General features: G+C 39.0%; 13 protein-coding genes. 4 read left to right on the top strand and 9 right to left on the bottom strand.

The features are described from left to right. Nucleotides 1-46: 46 nt before the first annotated feature. The 4 genes from fadA to AC27HL_RS06440 all read right to left on the bottom strand — a co-directional run bounded on the left by fadA (nt 47) and on the right by AC27HL_RS06440 (nt 5,758). Entirely contained in the window at nt 47-1,210 is a 1,164-nt protein-coding gene (fadA, locus tag AC27HL_RS06455) for an acetyl-CoA C-acyltransferase FadA (RefSeq protein ID WP_487079949.1), read from the bottom strand. Nucleotides 1,211-1,225: 15 nt separating this feature from the next. Continuing rightward, nucleotides 1,226-3,400, bottom strand: coding sequence for a fatty acid oxidation complex subunit alpha FadB (fadB, locus tag AC27HL_RS06450; protein ID WP_487079948.1), 2,175 nt, complete (start codon nt 3,398-3,400; stop codon nt 1,226-1,228). A gap of 286 nt (nt 3,401-3,686) precedes the next feature. Continuing rightward, nucleotides 3,687-4,058: a diacylglycerol kinase gene (locus AC27HL_RS06445; RefSeq protein ID WP_487079946.1), complete on the bottom strand. Its 372-nt coding sequence runs from the start codon at nt 4,056-4,058 to the stop codon at nt 3,687-3,689. Next, nucleotides 4,058-5,758, bottom strand: a complete 1,701-nt coding sequence (locus tag AC27HL_RS06440) for a phosphoethanolamine transferase (protein ID WP_487079945.1) — start codon at nt 5,756-5,758, stop codon at nt 4,058-4,060. Before AC27HL_RS06440 ends, AC27HL_RS06445 begins: the two co-directional genes overlap by 1 nt. Nucleotides 5,759-5,927: 169 nt before the next feature. Between AC27HL_RS06440 and AC27HL_RS06435 the strand changes: the two genes are divergently transcribed. Both AC27HL_RS06435 and AC27HL_RS06430 read left to right on the top strand, forming a co-directional pair. Further along, complete coding sequence (locus AC27HL_RS06435; protein ID WP_487079943.1) at nt 5,928-6,611, top strand: response regulator transcription factor; 684 nt, start codon at nt 5,928-5,930, stop codon at nt 6,609-6,611. Between the two features lie 16 nt (nt 6,612-6,627). Next, complete coding sequence (locus AC27HL_RS06430) at nt 6,628-7,920, top strand: sensor histidine kinase (protein ID WP_487079941.1); 1,293 nt, start codon at nt 6,628-6,630, stop codon at nt 7,918-7,920. 6 nt (nt 7,921-7,926) lie between these two features. Here AC27HL_RS06430 and AC27HL_RS06425 read toward each other — a convergent pair whose 3' ends face one another. Continuing rightward, nucleotides 7,927-8,280, bottom strand: coding sequence for a MazG nucleotide pyrophosphohydrolase domain-containing protein (locus tag AC27HL_RS06425; RefSeq protein WP_487079939.1), 354 nt, complete (start codon nt 8,278-8,280; stop codon nt 7,927-7,929). An 86-nt stretch (nt 8,281-8,366) separates the two neighbouring features. Between AC27HL_RS06425 and AC27HL_RS06420 the strand changes: the two genes are divergently transcribed. Next, nucleotides 8,367-9,563 (top strand): MFS transporter, encoded by a 1,197-nt coding sequence (locus tag AC27HL_RS06420; protein ID WP_487079937.1) that lies wholly within the window; start codon nt 8,367-8,369, stop codon nt 9,561-9,563. Between the two features lie 50 nt (nt 9,564-9,613). Here the strand turns inward: AC27HL_RS06420 and AC27HL_RS06415 are convergent, their stop codons facing one another. Next, on the bottom strand, nt 9,614-11,839 hold the full coding sequence (locus tag AC27HL_RS06415; RefSeq protein WP_487079936.1) for a bifunctional diguanylate cyclase/phosphodiesterase: 2,226 nt from the start codon (nt 11,837-11,839) through the stop codon (nt 9,614-9,616). A gap of 353 nt (nt 11,840-12,192) precedes the next feature. Here AC27HL_RS06415 and AC27HL_RS06410 point away from each other — a divergent pair, with 353 nt between their 5' ends. Then, nucleotides 12,193-13,107: a TIGR03899 family protein gene (locus AC27HL_RS06410; RefSeq protein WP_487079934.1), complete on the top strand. Its 915-nt coding sequence runs from the start codon at nt 12,193-12,195 to the stop codon at nt 13,105-13,107. A 58-nt stretch (nt 13,108-13,165) separates the two neighbouring features. Here the strand turns inward: AC27HL_RS06410 and AC27HL_RS06405 are convergent, their stop codons facing one another. The 3 genes from AC27HL_RS06405 to AC27HL_RS06395 are packed head-to-tail and all read right to left on the bottom strand — an operon-like array spanning nt 13,166 to nt 17,473. After that, nucleotides 13,166-13,927 carry a phosphoadenylyl-sulfate reductase gene (locus AC27HL_RS06405; RefSeq protein WP_487079932.1) on the bottom strand — a complete coding sequence of 254 codons (762 nt, stop codon included), beginning with the start codon at nt 13,925-13,927 and terminating at the stop codon, nt 13,166-13,168. After that, nucleotides 13,920-15,641 (bottom strand): assimilatory sulfite reductase (NADPH) hemoprotein subunit, encoded by a 1,722-nt coding sequence (gene cysI, locus AC27HL_RS06400; protein ID WP_487080742.1) that lies wholly within the window; start codon nt 15,639-15,641, stop codon nt 13,920-13,922. Before cysI ends, AC27HL_RS06405 begins: the two co-directional genes overlap by 8 nt. A gap of 20 nt (nt 15,642-15,661) precedes the next feature. Beyond that, a complete protein-coding gene (locus AC27HL_RS06395; protein WP_487079930.1) occupies nt 15,662-17,473 on the bottom strand; it encodes an assimilatory sulfite reductase (NADPH) flavoprotein subunit in 1,812 nt (603 codons plus the stop codon). Nucleotides 17,474-17,652: the final 179 nt, after the last annotated feature.

Genomic DNA, 17,652 nt, shown 5'->3' with positions numbered 1-17,652 from the left:
AGTGTTGGGCTTTTTGATATCTATTTAGGAAATGCTATAGCAGCGTTTAAACACGCTCAAATACTGTTGCAATACCTTGGCCTAAACCGATACACATAGTGGCTAAACCTATGTTAGCGTCTTGTGCTTCCATTAAGTTAATTAAAGTGCCAGAAATACGGCTACCCGAACAGCCTAGTGGATGACCTAAAGCAATAGCGCCACCATTAAGGTTGATCATGTCATCCATTTTATCTTCTAAACCTAATGAACGTACACATGATAATGCTTGTGCAGCAAATGCTTCGTTAAACTCAGCCAATTCAATATCTGCCAAGGTTAAGCCAGCACGTTTTAATGCTTTCTTAGTGGCAGGAACTGGACCAAAGCCCATGGTTGATGGATCACAACCTGCAACACCCATACCGCGAATTTTAACGCGTGGTGTTAAGCCCATTGCTTTCGCTTTTTCTGCCGACATGACTAACATTGCAGAAGCGCCATCAGAAAGTGCAGAAGAAGTACCAGCCGTTACTGTGCCGTTTACTGGGTCAAATACTGGACGTAAACCTGATAAGCTCTCAACGGTAGTTTCTGGACGAATAACTTCATCATGCTCAATAAGTGTTAATGCGCCCATGGCATCATGACCTAATGTCGGCACAATTTCATTAGCCCAACGACCTTCCAATGTAGCTTTATGTGCTAATTGGTGAGAACGAGCGCCAAAGGCGTCTTGTTCTGCACGAGTAACACCATGTTGCATACCTAATAATTCAGCCGTTAAGCCCATGTTACCGGCAGCACGAGAAATATGCTTACTTAGTGCTGGGTCAAAATCAACATCGTACATCATAGGTACATGACCCATATGCTCAACACCACCAACCATAAACACATCGCCTTGCCCGGCCATAATATTGGTTGTAGCGTCATGTAGTGCCTGCATTGAAGAACCACATAAACGGTTAACCGTAACAGCACCGGTAGACTTTGGAATATCAGTTAGCAATTGCGCATTACGTGCAATGTTGAAACCTTGCTCTTTAGTTTGCTTTACATTACCCCAAATAATATCTTCAATTAATGCTGGGTCTAAATTCGGGTTTCTAACTAACAATTGTTGCATTAAATGTGCTGATAAAGTTTCAGCACGAACATTACGAAAAACACCAGCTTTTGAGCGCCCCATTGGGGTACGGATGCAATCGACAATTACGACTTCTTTCATGATTTTCTCCTTCGCCTAAGCTGTTTTAGCGCTGTTAGTTTTAACATCGGTTGTAAAATAAGATTTGCCAGATTTCGCCATTTCGCGAAGTCCGTCAGTCACTTGATAAATTTCGCCTAGGTGAGCGTACTTATCTGCCATAGCAATAAAGTTATCTAAACCTAATGTTTCTAAATAACGAATTGGGCCACCTCTAAATGGCGGAAAGCCTAAGCCGTAAATTAAGCCCATATCGGCTTCAGCTGCAGTATCAACCACACCTTCTTCTAAACAACGAATAACTTCATTGACCATAGGGATCATCAAGCGAGCAATGGTTTCATCTTGGCTGAACTCTTTGCTGTCTACAGCAAATAAGTCATATGCCGCTTGTGCAGCAACTTTTGTTGGACGACCACGCTTGTCTTTACCGTAATCGTAGAAACCTTTGCCGTTTTTCTGACCAAAACGCTCATTAGCATATAAAGCACTTACCGGGTCGTTATCAATTTTTGCCATGCGGGTTGGGAAACCGGATGACATCACACCGGTACAATGATCGGCGGTATCAATCCCGACAACGTCAAGTAGATACGCAGGGCCCATTGGCCAGCCAAATTGTTTTTCCATGACTTTATCAACAGCGGTAAAGTCAGCACCTTCAAGTACTAATTGACTAAAACCGGCAAAGTAAGGGAATAAAACACGGTTAATATAGAAACCTGGACAATCGTTAACTACGATAGGTGATTTACCCATTTTCGCCGCGTATGCCACAACAGCTGCTACGGTTTCATCAGAGGTTTCTTTACCACGAATAACTTCTACTAATGGCATTTTGTTTACTGGGTTGAAGAAATGCATACCACAGAATTTGTCTTTGCGTTTTACACTTTCTGCCAGTAGATCAATTGAAATGGTTGAAGTATTTGAAGTAACAATGGCATCGTCAGCTACATGGCTTTCAACTTCAGCTAATACCATAGCTTTAACTTTCGGGTTTTCAACTACCGCTTCAACAACAATATCAACACCTTTAACACTGTCGTAGCTTAAAGATGGTGTGATGTTATTTAACACGCCCGCCATTTTCTTAGCGTTCATGCGACCACGCTCAACTTGCTTGCTCAAAATGCCTGCAGCTGTTGTTAAGCCTAAGTCTAAGGCTTGATCGTTGATGTCTTTCATGATGATTGGCGTACCTTTATAAGCCGACTGGTATGCAATACCACCGCCCATAATACCAGCACCCAAGACAGCTGCTTTGTTAACAGTTTTAGTCGCTTGCTTACCGGCTTTTTTCGCTTTGCCTTTAACCACTTGGTCCGCCATAAATAAGCCAATTTGTGCGGTCGCGGCATCAGTTTTGGCAAGCTTTGCAAAACCAGCATTTTCTAGAGCCATTGCGCCAGCGCGATCTAGTCCTGCCGCTGCTTCAATCGTATTTACGGTTGCCATAGGTGCTGGGTAGTGTTTACCCGCTTTTGCCGCAATCATGCCCTTACAGGTATTAAAAGTCATTATAGTTTCAGTTGGCGATAACTTTAATGCTTCCAACTTAGGTTGACGTTTTGCGCGCCAATCTAACTTGCCAGCAATGGCTTGTTTCAGCATGTTCATTGCCGCTTCACGTAAATGTTCAGGTGCAACAACCGCATCCAGTAAACCAACAGCCATGGCTTGTTCTGCTTTATGAGCTTTACCTGTCGACATCCACTCAATAGCATTATCAGCACCGATAACACGAGGTAAACGTACTGTACCACCAAAGCCTGGCATTAAGCCTAATTTCACTTCGGGTAAACCAATTGAACACGTGGTGTCAGCAATACGATAGTCACAAGCTAAGGTCATTTCACAACCGCCACCTAATGCGAAACCATTAATAGCAACAACCGTTGGTAAGTTAATATCTTCAAATGAGTCAAATACGTCAGAGCCTTCTTTGATCCATGGGATCAAAACTTCTTCAGGTTTTTTAAAGGTTTCTAAAAATTCGGTGATATCAGCACCAACGATGAACGAAGACTTACCAGAAGTAACTAATACCCCTTTTGCTTCACTACAGTTATTGATGGCATCAACAACTGCGATATATTCTTTAAACGTTGCCTGATCAAATTTGTTAACTGAGCCTTGCGCGTCGAATTTAAATTCAACAATGCCGTCATCTAACAACTGGGCAGAAAGGCTTTTGCCTTGAAATAACATGCCTACTCTCCTGACTTTTATGGGTCGATTGACTGGTAATACGTAATCATAGACTACTACCAAGCGTGTGAATATTTAGCTTACTCATTATTTATAATAAACGAGTAAAAGAAATAAAGTGCCAATGAGTTTGCCTTGAAAGAGTTGGGAAAGCAAATTTTTTTAAACAGGTGTTTTAATTAGGTGTATTAATATTATTTTTAAATAAAAAAATAGCGAAATTAATCGCTATTATAATTATGGTTTGAAACTTACCACGAGTAACTTATACCGCTATTTTGATTTGCTAACTGCCTAGTAGAACAGCGCCCCAAATTATAAGCGCGATAATCATGCTAATAAAAACCGCGGCCGATGCTAAATCTTTCGCTAAACCGGAAAGCTCATGGTATTGATAGCCGATACGGTCAACCACAGCTTCAATAGCTGTATTTAATGTTTCGGTGAACAATACGAATAACAGTGAAATAATTAATGCTGCTTGCTCAGCTAAAGAAATGTCCACCACAAAAGTTACTGGAATTAATATTAAGCATAACAGCAACTCTTGTTTAAACGCTGCCTCATTTTTCATCATCCAACTAAGGCCTTTACAGGTATTGTTAAATGCTGAGAGTATTCTAGTTAGGCCTTGTTTTTTATTTTCTGGTGCAAACATTATTCTGCCTCGTCTGTTTGTGCTAATTGTAGTGTCTCGTCATATATAGGTGAGCTGCAGTGAGAGAAAAAATCGAGCTCTTGCTGATAACTACTACTTTCTACGTCTAGTAAACCTAACATACTGTGAAAAATATAATCGTGATTAAGTGCTTTACTATCAGCAATATTCTCTAAACACTGTTGCTTATTTTGTTGCTGTGAAACTTTTGTTGCACCCAGCTCAGGTAACCAAACTAGCATAGGTATTTCTCGTTGTTCATTAGGTGATAGGGCATACGGAAAGCCATGCAAGTAGGCACCTGATTCACCCAATGATTCTCCGTGGTCAGAAACATACAACATGGCCGTTTCTATGCTGTCAGGCAATTGGGTTAAATTTTCAATAACTTTTGATAGCACAAAGTCGGTATAGGCAATGGTATTATCGTAGGTATTTTGCAATTCTTCATGGCTGCAATTTTGAATATCGCTACGGGCGCACTCCGGTGTAAAAACGGTATTTTCTTTCGGGTAACGTTTAAAGTAAGTGGGGCCATGCGAGCCCATCATATGTAAAACTATCAGTGTTGATGGCGCACTCAGCTTATTAAGCTTCTCGCGCAATGGCTCTAACAAAATACCGTCTTGGCAATATTCACCATCACATAAAGCATGCTGCTGGTTAACATCTATTTTAATCGTAGGAACTCGCGCACATACACCTTTACAGCCATTATTATCAACCCAAAGCACATCAACGCCAGCAAGTGCAGCTAAATCGAGTAAGTTCTGTTGATTATCAGCGGTGCGGCGATCAAATTCTTCTCGGGTCAATGCCGAAAACATGCAAGGTACCGATACCGCCGTAGCTGTACCACATGATTGCATGTCCTGAAATGAAATTAAATTGTAGGGCTGAGTAAACTGATTTGTTGCTTTGTTGTAACCGTTATGAGAGAAGTTTTTTGCTCGTGCTGTTTCTCCAATAACCATTACAGTTACACGCTTTTTTTCTTGTAAAGACGGTATTAATTTGGGCTCAGCATCTAGAATAGTAAATTTCACATCACGATAAAACAGCGAGTCTCGCGCATACTTATAGCCGCTGCTCAGGTACTGAGAAGGCACAAGGTATTTTTTCAGATAATTATTGTTTCTAGCAACTGCCGAGTAACTTGGATAAAAAGCATAAGCAATAATGCAAACAGAAATGGCTGAGCACACCACTAGTTTAAACCGTTGTGCCGTTTCTTTAATTAGCGTTTGATAGTTAATATTAACCAAAAATATTGCGATTGCGGGCATCACTCCAAGTGCAAGAAAAAATATTATAAGTTCGATATTAAGGTAAGAGAGCGCTTCGGCACTATTGGTTTCTACAGAATTTTCTATCATGCCATAGTCAAAAACCACTCCGTAATTCAAGGTGCCATAAAATACCAATGTAGACACTAATGTCAGCACAATAAAGGCTGGCTTTAGCAAGTAACGTACTGAGAATAACGATAACAGCAGGTTTAATAAACTAAATAGCAACAAAGGTACCGACAGTAAAAATAAAATTTTATATTCTTCTAACGCCACAATCGCGCCCATAAACCCTGACAAGAACGGCTGATTCAATACCAGTGTAAAATATAAACTTACCAATAGAATGAGTTGATTAGCGGTAACCCTGATGGAAGGGAGTCGAAGCTTTTTAGTTTCTAATTTATTCAATGCACACCTCTGCAGAGTTAAGTCTTCTCGGCTATATCAGCCAGATTTTGCAGGAGTGTATAAAAACCTATGTCGTAAAAAGGTCACTAACATTTTTTCTACATCGAACTATTTATCATTTACATGTCTAAACGTCAGTGTTGCAAGATATTTGGACGTAAGGTTAATAATGAAAATATTATTAGTAGAAGATCATCAAGAGATTGCTGGTGTGATTTTCGATTTTTTTGAAATTAAAAATTATCAACTAGATTATGCTCGCGATGGGCAACAAGGATTTGAATTAGCAAGTAAAAATCATTACGACGTAATTATTCTAGATGTAATGCTGCCTTTTCTCGACGGTTTTAGTGTCTGTGAAAAGCTTAGAAAACACGGTATTGATACGCCAATATTAATGCTAACCGCACGTGATAGTAATAAAGATATATTAGATGGTTTTGAGCATGGCGCTGACGATTATCTGGTAAAACCTTTTGATTTAAATATTCTGGCAGCAAGAGTGAACGCATTGTACCAACGAAATTCTGGCAACGTAGCTAGGAAAACATTAAATTTTTCAACTCTTTCCTTAGATCTTGGCAATAGAGTGTTGTCGCGAAACGAATGCCAGTTTCAATTAAACCAGACCTTATTTACCATTATGAAAACACTAATGTTACGGGCACCAGATATTGCAACACGAGAAGAAGTACTTAGCCAAGTATGGCAAGACGATATGCCTGAAGATGACGTACTACGCCATCACATTTATCAACTGCGTAGCCAAATAGACAAACCATTTAAGCATGCCTACATTCGCACAATTCCAAAAGTAGGTTATCAACTACAGCTTGAAGAAGATTTAAAATAACGACTTAAAAAAAGCTATGAAAATATTTCATTCGGCAAAACGCTTAACCTTTCTTTATTTTTCAATTGTTGCCATTGCCATTATTGTTATTCATGCTTCTGTGTTTGAGTTTACTACCGAAGATTTAGAACATATTTATGCCGAAAATAAATTGCTAAATCTAGCGGAATTTTCAGAAAAATCATTACAAAACAGTGAAGTGACAACATTAGTGTTTAAAGAAGTTACTACTCAAGGCAAAGCCGATTTTGATCCTAGCCCAAGAGTTTACTTTGACTTTAGTGCGCTGCCAAAAGCATTTCCTGATCCTACGTCTATTGAATATGATCAAGCCATTGAAATTCCCATGCCTGCAGATGTTCACGCACACTTCATTATGAAAAAGAAACTTATGATAAACGGTGAATATGTTGATACATTGTTAGTATTAGACAACTCATTATATGAACTAAGTGAAGAGCAATTATTTAGTAGTTTATCAAAACAATTTTTAACCTCTCTTTTACTGTTAATTGTCAGTTTATCTGCGGTACTAACAATAGCAGGAAAGTTAACCAAGCCAATTTCAACATTCGCGCATGCACTAGCCAATAAAAATACCAGCGATTTAACACCACTGCCATTACCTTCTGGCACTAAAACAAGCGAATTAGTTGCCATGGTAGAAACATTTAATGCTTTTCAAGCACGTATTCAAAACTTAATTGAACGAGAAAGAGCTTTTAACAGGTATGCTAGCCATGAGCTAAGAACCCCGCTTACCGTCATGAGTGGTGCAATTACCCTACTGGGAGAGTCCAACGAAAAAGCTTTTGTTGAAAAGCAGCGCAAAAGACTGATGAAAGCAAACAGCGAAATGAATGAATTCATCGAAACCTTACTGAATTTAACCAAACCTGTTGAAGAATTAGAATGTAATAAGCGACGGGTAACTCTTGAAGAAATTACTCGCATTGTAGAAGACCACCAACAAAAAATTATCGGAAAAGAAATTAACTGGTGTATTGATATAAAAGCTGAGCCCGAAATTAAGATGCCCAGTGCAGCGTTTCATATATTGCTTGGCAATTTAATTAAAAATGCTTTTTCTTACACAGAAAATGGTCATATTACACTTGAAGCAGAGCAAGATAAAATTCGAATAATTGATACCGGTATGGGACTAAAAAAAGACAGCACAACACAGGGTTATGGCCTTGGTTTATTACTGGTAAGAGATATTTGCCAACAATATCATTGCGGTTTTTCAATTACCAACAATGAGTATTCAGGCTGCACAGCAACGGTACACTTCTCAACTAAAAACTAATATAGTTTACTTTATTCGGCCTCGACTACCACGCTGCTCATTCTTGTGCATTTTAGCTTTCAGGGCTTTTTCCATGTCAATGTTGTGCCAGTGTGCGATGTCTAAAACTCTAAGTACGATATCAGCCAGCTCTTCAGGAAATTCAGCTGTTGGCTTTTCACCTCGACACTCATTAATGGCTTCACCTACTTCTGAGGCCACCAAGGCTAGCGCCTCTAAGGTTGTTTTATTATGCCAACCCATACGTTCAACCCAATTATAGTTTTGCTCTGCCAGTTTATTTATATTCATAGTGCTTTTATCGTCTAATTTTAAAATGCCAAAAATGTGCAAGGTTTGATGTAGATTTATATTTGTCACAAACCAAGCTGCTGAGTTCATCGTGTATTTTACACTCAATTAACATACAATAGCTTGCTCTTCTATACCATTAAACAGGACTGAAAATGCCTTCCCTGACAAAGTTTCGAACACCAGAGAACCTCTTACTTGCTATGGCCTTTATTATGCCATTGGTTTTCTCTGTTTGGATGGCACTGCTAAACAACTTTGTTGTTGAGAAGGCAAGCTTTACCGGTGTGGAAATTGGTATATTACAGAGTTTACGAGAAGTGCCAGGCTTTCTCGCTTTTACCGTTATTTACGCCTTGTTATTTATTCGTGAACAAAAGCTGGCCTACATTTCTTTAGCATTAACCAGTATTGGCGTGGCAATAACAGGGCTATTCCCTTCCGTTGTAGGCCTATATTTAACAACCATCATTATGTCGATAGGCTTTCATTATTTTGAAACTGTCAACCAATCTTTAGCATTACAATGGGTTGATAAAGACAAAACAGCACATTTTCTAGGTCGCGCGTTGTCGGTAAAGTCTATTGCATCATTGCTTGCGTTCAGCAGTATCTGGTTACTGATGGAATATTTTAGTTGGAGCTACCAAGCAACCTATTTATTATTTGGCGGGGTTGCACTGCTATTTACACTGTTTTTAGCTTTTTCATACCCACACTTTCCACAACCTGCAGAGCAATCGAAGAAGTTATTGCTGCGCAAGCGCTATTGGCTATTTTATGCATTAACCTTTTTTAGTGGTGCTCGTCGGCAAATATTTGTCGTTTTTGCGGGCTTTTTAATGGTCGAAAAATTCCATTATAGTGTTGCCGACGTTAGTGCCTTATTTTTAATTAACTATGTTTTTAATTGGCTATTTGCCGCTAAAATTGGCAAGTTCATAGGTAAGGTAAGTGAACGCTATGTTTTAAGATTTGAGTACATTGGTTTAGTACTATTATTTATTTTGTATGGCCTAGTTGAGAATGCCACAATAGCGGCAGCACTCTATGTAATAGATCACTTATTTTTTGCCTTAGCCATCGCAATTAAAACCTATTTCCAAAAAATTGCTTTACCTGAAGATATTGCAGCTAGCGCGGGTGTTAGCTTTTCAATAAACCATATTGCCGCAGTAGTCATTCCTGCCCTACTTGGCATGGTATGGATCATAAATGCTTCATGGGTATTTTACGTTGGGGCTGGTTTTGCTTGCTGTTCTCTAGCCCTCACTTTTGTTATGCCGCATGCTCCAGCAATAGACAATGAATTTAGCTATAAAGAAAAGTTACAAGTAAAAGAAAGTACTTAATAGTAGTACCGATAGCATTTTTGCTATCGGTATATATGTTGTGAGATTAGTTATCGATTTCTTTTTTCTAGACAGGAAAAGAATTCATCCACCGGCATAGGTTTTGCGTAATAAAACCCTTGCACTTCATCACAAGCAAGTGTTTTTAATTGCATTTCTTGCTCAACATTTTCAATGCCTTCTGCAATCACTTTTAAGCCCATTTGCTTGCCTAAATTAATGATGGTTTCAGCAATAACTGAACCGCCAGGTTCCGCAATATCGTTAACAAATGAACGGTCGACTTTAAGGCGATCTAAAGGCAGTTTTTGTAAATAGCTTAGCGATGAAAAACCCGTTCCGAAGTCGTCTAAAGCGATACTGATACCTTGGGCTTTCAATTGTACTAGCGCATCAATGATAACCTGAGGTTCATCCATTAATACATTTTCAGTAATTTCTAGTTCTAATTTACTTGGATCGACCTTATTTACTTGCGTTGTTTCAATAATCGTATCAACGAAATTATCACGCTTAAATTGTGGAATTGAGACATTGACAGAAATACTGACATCTTCAAACTGGCTCTCAGCCAGCTTGTTTAGCGTTGAACACGCTTGGTCAACCACCCAATTACCAATATCAATAATCAAGCCTGAATATTCTGCAAGTGGAATAAATACCGCAGGCGAAATAAACTTTCCTTCCGCTGTTTTCCAGCGCAGTAATGCTTCAGCACCAATAATTTTACCTGTAGCTAAACTTAATTGTGGCTGATACCAAAGTTCAAGTCGATTCTCAGCAAAGTCAGTTCGTAATTGACGGATCATGCCTAAGCGCCACAAGGTTTTGTCTTCCATTTCTTGTTGATAATAAACAAATGGATCTTGCTGTGATTTTTTTGCTAGGTTCAAGGCAATATTAATTTGATTTAATACCTTAACGCCACGCGCACCGGCAGACGCTTTCGCACAAAAACCAAAACAAGCGCTAATAGGTAAGTTTTGTTCTCCAGCAGCGAATGGTCGACTAAACAAAGCCATTAACGTTTCTGGGTTAACAACTTTTTTTGAGCCGATAATACCAAAAACATCGGCGCCAATGCGGGCGAGGTGACATTTATCCCCGACACTGCGAATACGAGAAGAAACAGCCATTAATAACTGATTACCAACATCTTGACCTAAGCCATCGTTAATATCGCTAAAGTGGTTAATATCAATTAATGCAGCAACAAGCTCTTCGTCATCGCTTTGGCAAAAGTCATCTAACAAGTTAACAAAGTCTAATCGATTAGGTAATTCCGTTAACCAATCTTTATAGGCAGCATTACGCAACTTTTGGAACAGATGAACATTTTCATAACCGGTGGCAATATTAGTTAAAAAGACTTCGATTAATTGCTTTTCAATACTATTGAGCTCTTGCTCAAGCTCTAAATGCACTACCGCTCTAAATCCACCGCTACCAAAATATAGTGAGGTAGACGTGCTGGTAAAGAAATGTTGTTTTTGCTGGAAGCAACTAGTGATTTGCCTCACCGCATCAGGATTGTCTAGGCTTGCCAATTTTTGATTAATTTTATTATTTGGTACACCTTCCTGACCTAAAATATATAAACTTAAGTCATCGGCACCATCAACAATGCCTTGCCCTCGAGCGCAAAACACACTGGTATTTGAATCGGCAATATTTTTAAATTCAGATAATACGCCATTGGCATAATCGTGAACGCTATGCTGCTCAAGCAAATTAGCCGCAGCACCAATAATGCGCTCTAAGCCCTCACGGTTTTTTGTTACGGAATCAATTTGTTGATAAGAGCGAATAGCCGCGTAAACTGTAGTAACTAATTTTCGACGGGTTAACTCGGTTTTAGTTTTATAGTCATTGATGTCGTAATCTTTGATAACACTCTCTTCGGGTGCATAACCTGGTTGGCCAGTTCTTAACACAATACGTATGTCATCACGTTTTAATTGTTCACGAATATGCTTAACTACGGCTAACCCTGCGTCATCACTTTCCATCACAACGTCAAGTAACACTAAAACAATATCATCATGCTCTTCAATTAGTTTACAAGCATCTTGGCCTGAATAGGCGTGAAGGTATTCTAAATGTCGCCCTAAAACAACTAAGTCTGATAAGGCCAGTTGGGTAACAGAATGAATTTCCGGATCATCATCAACAATCAATACTTTCCATGTATCACCAACAGCGGAGTCTAATATTTCATCTTCATCACTATCATCGATAAACAAAAAATCATCATTTGTATTTTCGGAAACTTGCATATCATCCTCAATGCACTAGTAAACAGCAACTAGCAGTTTTTTTTGGTGAACAATTTTATAGAAAAAGCCACCAGATATAAGTACATAATAAAAGTCAGATAAGGAATATTCAACATTTCGTTGTAATAATATTTTCCCATTCAAGATTATGAAAATAAATTTCATCTATATGTACAATTAAAATGAGAAAACATTGCCTCGGTATACTTATAAATTAAAGGTAAGAAATAGCTTTTTGTAAAGCCTTATAAGAAATATATGCAAATACTAAAGCGCATCATTAATAGCTATAATAATCAGCTTATCAATGCTATCTTTAATAACTCGACAACATTGGATTTTAAGGAGACAACGTGGCTTCGCAGAACGAAAAACAAATAAATCCCAATACTGACACTATAAGCGAAAATACCACGGTAGTTGTTGATACCAATAAACGTACTAGCTCCGAACAAACAAACACCAGTAAAACACCTCATATTTCGTCGCAAAAGCAACTACTCGGTTTAGCAAAAAAGTTCTCTTTAGATGGAGCATTATTACCTGAAGATAAGCAAGCTCCCATTGAAGATAGGTCATTTCGCCGCATTAAATTAGCAGAACTACGTCAACAACAAAATATTGAAGCTATTATTTTACGCGCTATACAGTATTGCTCTGATAGCACAGTGGCTAGCCGTGCGGATCAAGATTGGTTTAGCCGTTTCATCTATCTTGCTGAAGGCATTAGCAATAAAACCATGCAAGACTTATGGGCAAAAATTTTAGCTGGTGAAGTGACGCAACCGGGATCTTTTTCTTTAAAAACACTAAAAGCGTTTAGGAATATGAGTATTGCAGAAGCTAAACTTTTAGCGAAAGCTTGTAGTGTCTCAATGAGTGATGCTCGTAAAAAAAATATTCGTATTATCAGTGGTGCTTATCAAATTCCTAAGTTGTTTAACTTCTTCAATAAGCAACGCCAACAACGGGTTGACTTAAATCAGGTAGGATTAAGCTATGCTGACATATTAACCTTAGCTGAAAATCATTTACTCTTTGAGCAAGAGACAGAAAGCCATATCCTTGGAAAAAGCGACCAAATACAATTTAGCTACCACTCTAAAGTTATTAATTTTATTGCTAAAAAGTCTGACTGTATTCTAACTTTCTATAAGTTTACGCCGATAGGCACTGAACTTGCGCTGTTAATTTCTGATAACGCTGATCTTAGTTATTTAACGACACTTAAAGCGCAGTTATCAGAAAATTTCTTAATTGAGGAATAAAGGTTTCAATAACGGTCAATAATAAATTGGAACACTAATGTGCTCCAATTAACATTTGTTAAATACCATCCCCATCAGTATGTAAGCCACATTCTCGCTGCATACCTGAAAAGCGAGTATCGCTTTCATCCATACCTGCCGTTAATGGCCTAGTGCTATGAACATCACCAACGGACACATAGCCTTCATCCCATAAAGGGTGATATGGTAAATTATTTTCGGTTAAGTATTGGTGAACATCCTTATTTGACCAGTCAATAATCGGATGAACTTTAAAGCGCCCTCTTAAAATACTAACAACAGACAGCCCTTCTCTGTGACTTGACTGTTGACGTCTAACGCCAGAAAACCAAGTACCCGCTTGTAGTTCAGTCAAACCACGTTCAAGTGGTTCAACCTTATTGCGCCTGTTATATGCTTTTAAAGACGCTTCATCTGCTGCCCACTCTTCTCCGTATTTTGCTTGTTGCCATGCAGCACTTTCCTTGGCACTAAAAACTTGCAAATTTAACTTTAATCGCTCAGTAAGTTGCTCAATAAACTGATAGGTCTCTGGAAATAAATGCCCTGTATCGGTAAGCAATACCGGTATATTAGGGTCTATTTTCGTCAACATATGCAACATAACCGCCGACTGAATACCAAAACTTGAAGATAGAACAAATTGCGATGGCAGGTTTTCCATCGCCCATTCTACTCGTTTAGTCGCCGACTGTTTTTCCAACAATTCATTCCATTGTTTGAGCCAAGGCTCAGGTAAAGAAGCAGGAAATTTATTGTTAATAACTGGCGCAGTTGTCGCTTTTATAATGTTAGTCATGAAAGTCTCGCTTACTGATTATCACTTCACGAATAATGCCGGCACGAATCACAAAGTCACCAAACGCTTCAGCCTTATTTCGTTCACTAACCCATCGAGCAACCAAGCTGTCTATCTCTTGTAATATATCTTGCTCATTAAGATTCTCTTTATACATTTTTGGCACTCGAGTACCCGAAATATTGCCACCTAAATGCATATTGTATTTGCCAGGTCCTTTACCGACCAAGCCAATTTCAGCAAGCATGGCGCGACCGCAACCATTCGGACAACCGGTTACTCGTAAAATAATGCTCTCTTCACTAACACCATGTTTTGCTAATATGGACTCAACATCAGTCACTAAGCCGGGTAGGTATCTTTCCGCTTCAGCCATTGCCAAAGGACATGTAGGAAATGCAACACAAGCCATTGAATTCTTACGTTGTACACTAACGTCATCAGAAATTAATCCATGTGCACGTGCAATACGCTCAATTTCAGCTTTATCTTCAGTTGCAATACCAGCAATGATCAAGTTTTGGTTTGCTGTCATTCGAAAATCACCTTTGTGGATTTTCGCTATTTCTGCAACACCTGTTTTTAGTGGTAAGTTTGGTTTATCAAGTAGACGTCCGTTTTCAATAAATAGCGCTAAGTGGTGCTTACCATCAAAACCTTCAGTCCAGCCAATACGATCACCTCGGCCTGTAAACTCATAAGCTCGACTTTCTTCAAAGGTAATACCTGCGCGCTTTTCAACTTCCGCTTTGAATGTATCAACACCCACACGATCTAGCGTATATTTTGTTTTGGCATTTTTACGATTAACTCGGTTACCCCAATCACGCTGGGTAGTAACAACTGCAGCTGCAACATCTAAGGTCTTTTCTAATGATACAAAACCAAAGTCATCTGCTTTACGCGGGTAGGTAGACTTATCACCATGAGTCATGGCTAAACCACCGCCAACAAGTACGTTAAAGCCAACAAGCTTGCCGTTGTCAGCAATAGCGACAAAGTTTAAGTCATTAGCGTGAACGTCAACGTCATTTTGCGGCGGAATGACAACCGTTGTTTTAAATTTACGCGGTAAGTAAGTACGACCTAAAATAGGTTCAACCTCTTCTACTTCAGTACCACCTTCAATTTTTTCACCATCTAACCAAATTTCTGCATAAGCTCTAGTTTTGGGTAATAAGTGTTCACTTATTTTCTTAGCCCATTCATAGGATTCTTGGTGCAATTCAGACTCAACCGGATTAGTTGTACAAAGTACATTACGATTTACATCACCAGCGGTTGCAATAGAGTCAATGCCATACTCATTTAATGTTTGGTGCATTAACTTAATATTAGGCTTTAGCACACCATGAAATTGAAACGTTTGACGAGTAGTGATTCGAATACTGCCATAACTGGTTTTTTCACGAGAAAACTTATCAATGGCTAACCACTGTGTTGGCGTGATAATGCCGCCAGGCATACGTGCACGCAACATCACATTGTGAAGCGGTTCTAGCTTTTGTTTGGCACGCTCATTACGAATATCACGGTCGTCTTGCTGATACATACCATGTGTTCTAATGAGCTGGAAATTGTCCGCGGTAAAGCCACCTGTTACATTATCTTTTAAATCGTCAACTATGGTGCCACGTAAGTAGTTACTTTCCGCTTTTAGCCTTTCGTTATCAGCATGCTTTCCTTCAACAATTATCGGACCTGTTGCTTGCATTTTTTGAGTTGAATCAGTCATTAGTATACGTCCTTCTGATAACGCTTAGCGCTACGTAAATCTTTTAAATATTGCTGTGCTTGTTCGGTTGTCTTACCACCTTGCTCACTAATAATGTCAACAAGTGCGAGCTCCACATCTTTAGCCATCCGACTCATATCACCGCAAATATATAGGTGCGCGCCTCGTTCTAACCATGCATATAGTTCTTGTGCATTTTCACGTAAGCGGTCTTGAACATATATTTTTTCTGCTTGGTCTCTAGAGAAAGCCAAATCAATTTTTGTTAACAAGCCAGACTTTAAGTAATTCTGCCATTCGACTTGATATAAGAAATCTTGTGTAAAAGTTTGATCACCGAAAAACAACCAATTCTCGCCGCTAGCATCAGTTGCCTCTCGCTCTTGCATAAAGGCTCTAAAAGGTGCAACACCTGTACCTGGGCCTATCATAATAACTGGCGTATCAGTATTGCTTGGCAACCTAAAGTTATCATTGTGTTCAATAAAAACCTTAACTTCACCACCTTCTTCAAGGCCATTAGCTAAAAATCCTGACGCTCCGCCTTGACGAGTTATACCGTCTTTTTGATATTCAACGAGTCCAACCGTTAGGTGCACCTCTTCTTCAACTTCACTTTGCGATGAAGCTATCGAATATAGTCTTGGAGTAATTTTACGTAATGCATCAGTAAACTCTTGTGCTGTTAATGTTGCTTCTGAGCCTAATGGTGCTGATTTAACCACATCCACCACTTGATGCTTAGCGGCATATTCTCTTAATGCAGCTTTATCGTCTAACAATGCCAGCAGCTCCTTGTTTGCGCTTTTATGCGCCCAAAACTCGACAAAATTAATAGAAGTTTGGGTGATCTCAAACTTAGACGTTAATGCATCTTTAAGAACAAGGCTTTTATCACCAATATTAACTTCACTCTCACGCTTAAAACCAGCAACACTAATAAGCTCTTCAACTAGTTCTGAAGAGTTTTCAAACCAAACGCCTAAGGCATCACCTGCTTGATAGGTAATGCCAGATTCACCTAGATCGATTTCAATATGGCGAACGTCTTTTGCGGAATCTCGGCCAGTGATTTTCTGACTCAATAAAAGCTCAGCGGCGTAGGGCTCTTGCTTAGTGTATTGTTCTTCACTTTGACCAGCACTAGTGAGTGAAACAACATTATTAGCTGGCTTCTCCACATCGAGTAGCGTTTTAGCCTTAGTAATAACATTTGTTGACCAAGAATTTGCCTGCGCATCATAATCAACGTCACAATCAACACGTTCAGCAATTCTTTTAGCGCCTAGCTTTTCAAGATAAAGGTCAAAGTCTTTACCTGTTTGACAGAAGAATTCATAGCTACTATCGCCAAGCGATAAAACACTATAATGTAATTGCTCAAGTTTAGGTGCTTTCTTTGACGCTAAGAACTCATGCAATGCAATGGCATCATCTGGCGCTTCACCTTCACCATTGGTACTTGCTACTATCAATAAATGGCTGATATTCTTTATAGCCTTAGGCTTAATTTCGCTCATGTTCTTAAGCTCAACATTTAAACCTTCTGCTTTAGCTTGAGCCGCTAAATTCTTCGCAACACCTTTTGCATTACCTGTTTGGGAGCCGTATAAAATAGTCAGAGTTGAAGCAGTTGCACCTTGAACAGCTGCAGGCAATACTGCGGTACTACTGCCTTCAGCTTTAGCAGCTAAATAACCACTAGCCCAAGCTAGTTGAAGTGGTGAAAGGTCGTTAATGCTTTGCTTGAAAGACGCCAATTGATTGGTATCTAGCATTGTTTGATTTAAATTTTTCTGTTCCGGCAACATGTTGACTAAACGCCCATTACTAATTAATGAGGCAAGAATAGACTGAATGTAGTCTAATGAAAAAGAATAGAAATGGCTTTTTTATTCAAAAATAGAATATAGAAAAAGAAGGCGGGTCAATTTTACTAATATTTTGAATTTTAAATAGCAAAAAGCCCGTCACTTTTGTAACGGGCTTT

The organism is Colwellia aquaemaris (assembly GCF_057548755.1).
The sequence above is the reverse complement of the archived record's forward strand: the minus strand, read 5'-3'. Positions and strand labels throughout refer to the sequence as shown.

Excerpts from the sequence above, each read along its gene's own strand:
- fadA (WP_487079949.1), bottom strand. The coding sequence starts at position 1,210 with ATGAAAGAAGTCGTAATTGTCGATTGCATCCGTACCCCAATGGGGCGC.
- fadB (WP_487079948.1), bottom strand. The coding sequence starts at position 3,400 with ATGTTATTTCAAGGCAAAAGCCTTTCTGCCCAGTTGTTAGATGACGGC.
- AC27HL_RS06445 (WP_487079946.1), bottom strand. The coding sequence starts at position 4,058 with ATGTTTGCACCAGAAAATAAAAAACAAGGCCTAACTAGAATACTCTCA.
- AC27HL_RS06435 (WP_487079943.1), top strand. The coding sequence starts at position 5,928 with ATGAAAATATTATTAGTAGAAGATCATCAAGAGATTGCTGGTGTGATT.
- AC27HL_RS06430 (WP_487079941.1), top strand. The coding sequence starts at position 6,628 with ATGAAAATATTTCATTCGGCAAAACGCTTAACCTTTCTTTATTTTTCA.
- AC27HL_RS06420 (WP_487079937.1), top strand. The coding sequence starts at position 8,367 with ATGCCTTCCCTGACAAAGTTTCGAACACCAGAGAACCTCTTACTTGCT.
- AC27HL_RS06415 (WP_487079936.1), bottom strand. The coding sequence starts at position 11,839 with ATGCAAGTTTCCGAAAATACAAATGATGATTTTTTGTTTATCGATGAT.
- AC27HL_RS06405 (WP_487079932.1), bottom strand. The coding sequence starts at position 13,927 with ATGACTAACATTATAAAAGCGACAACTGCGCCAGTTATTAACAATAAA.
- cysI (WP_487080742.1), bottom strand. The coding sequence starts at position 15,641 with ATGCAAGCAACAGGTCCGATAATTGTTGAAGGAAAGCATGCTGATAAC.
- AC27HL_RS06395 (WP_487079930.1), bottom strand. The coding sequence starts at position 17,473 with ATGTTGCCGGAACAGAAAAATTTAAATCAAACAATGCTAGATACCAAT.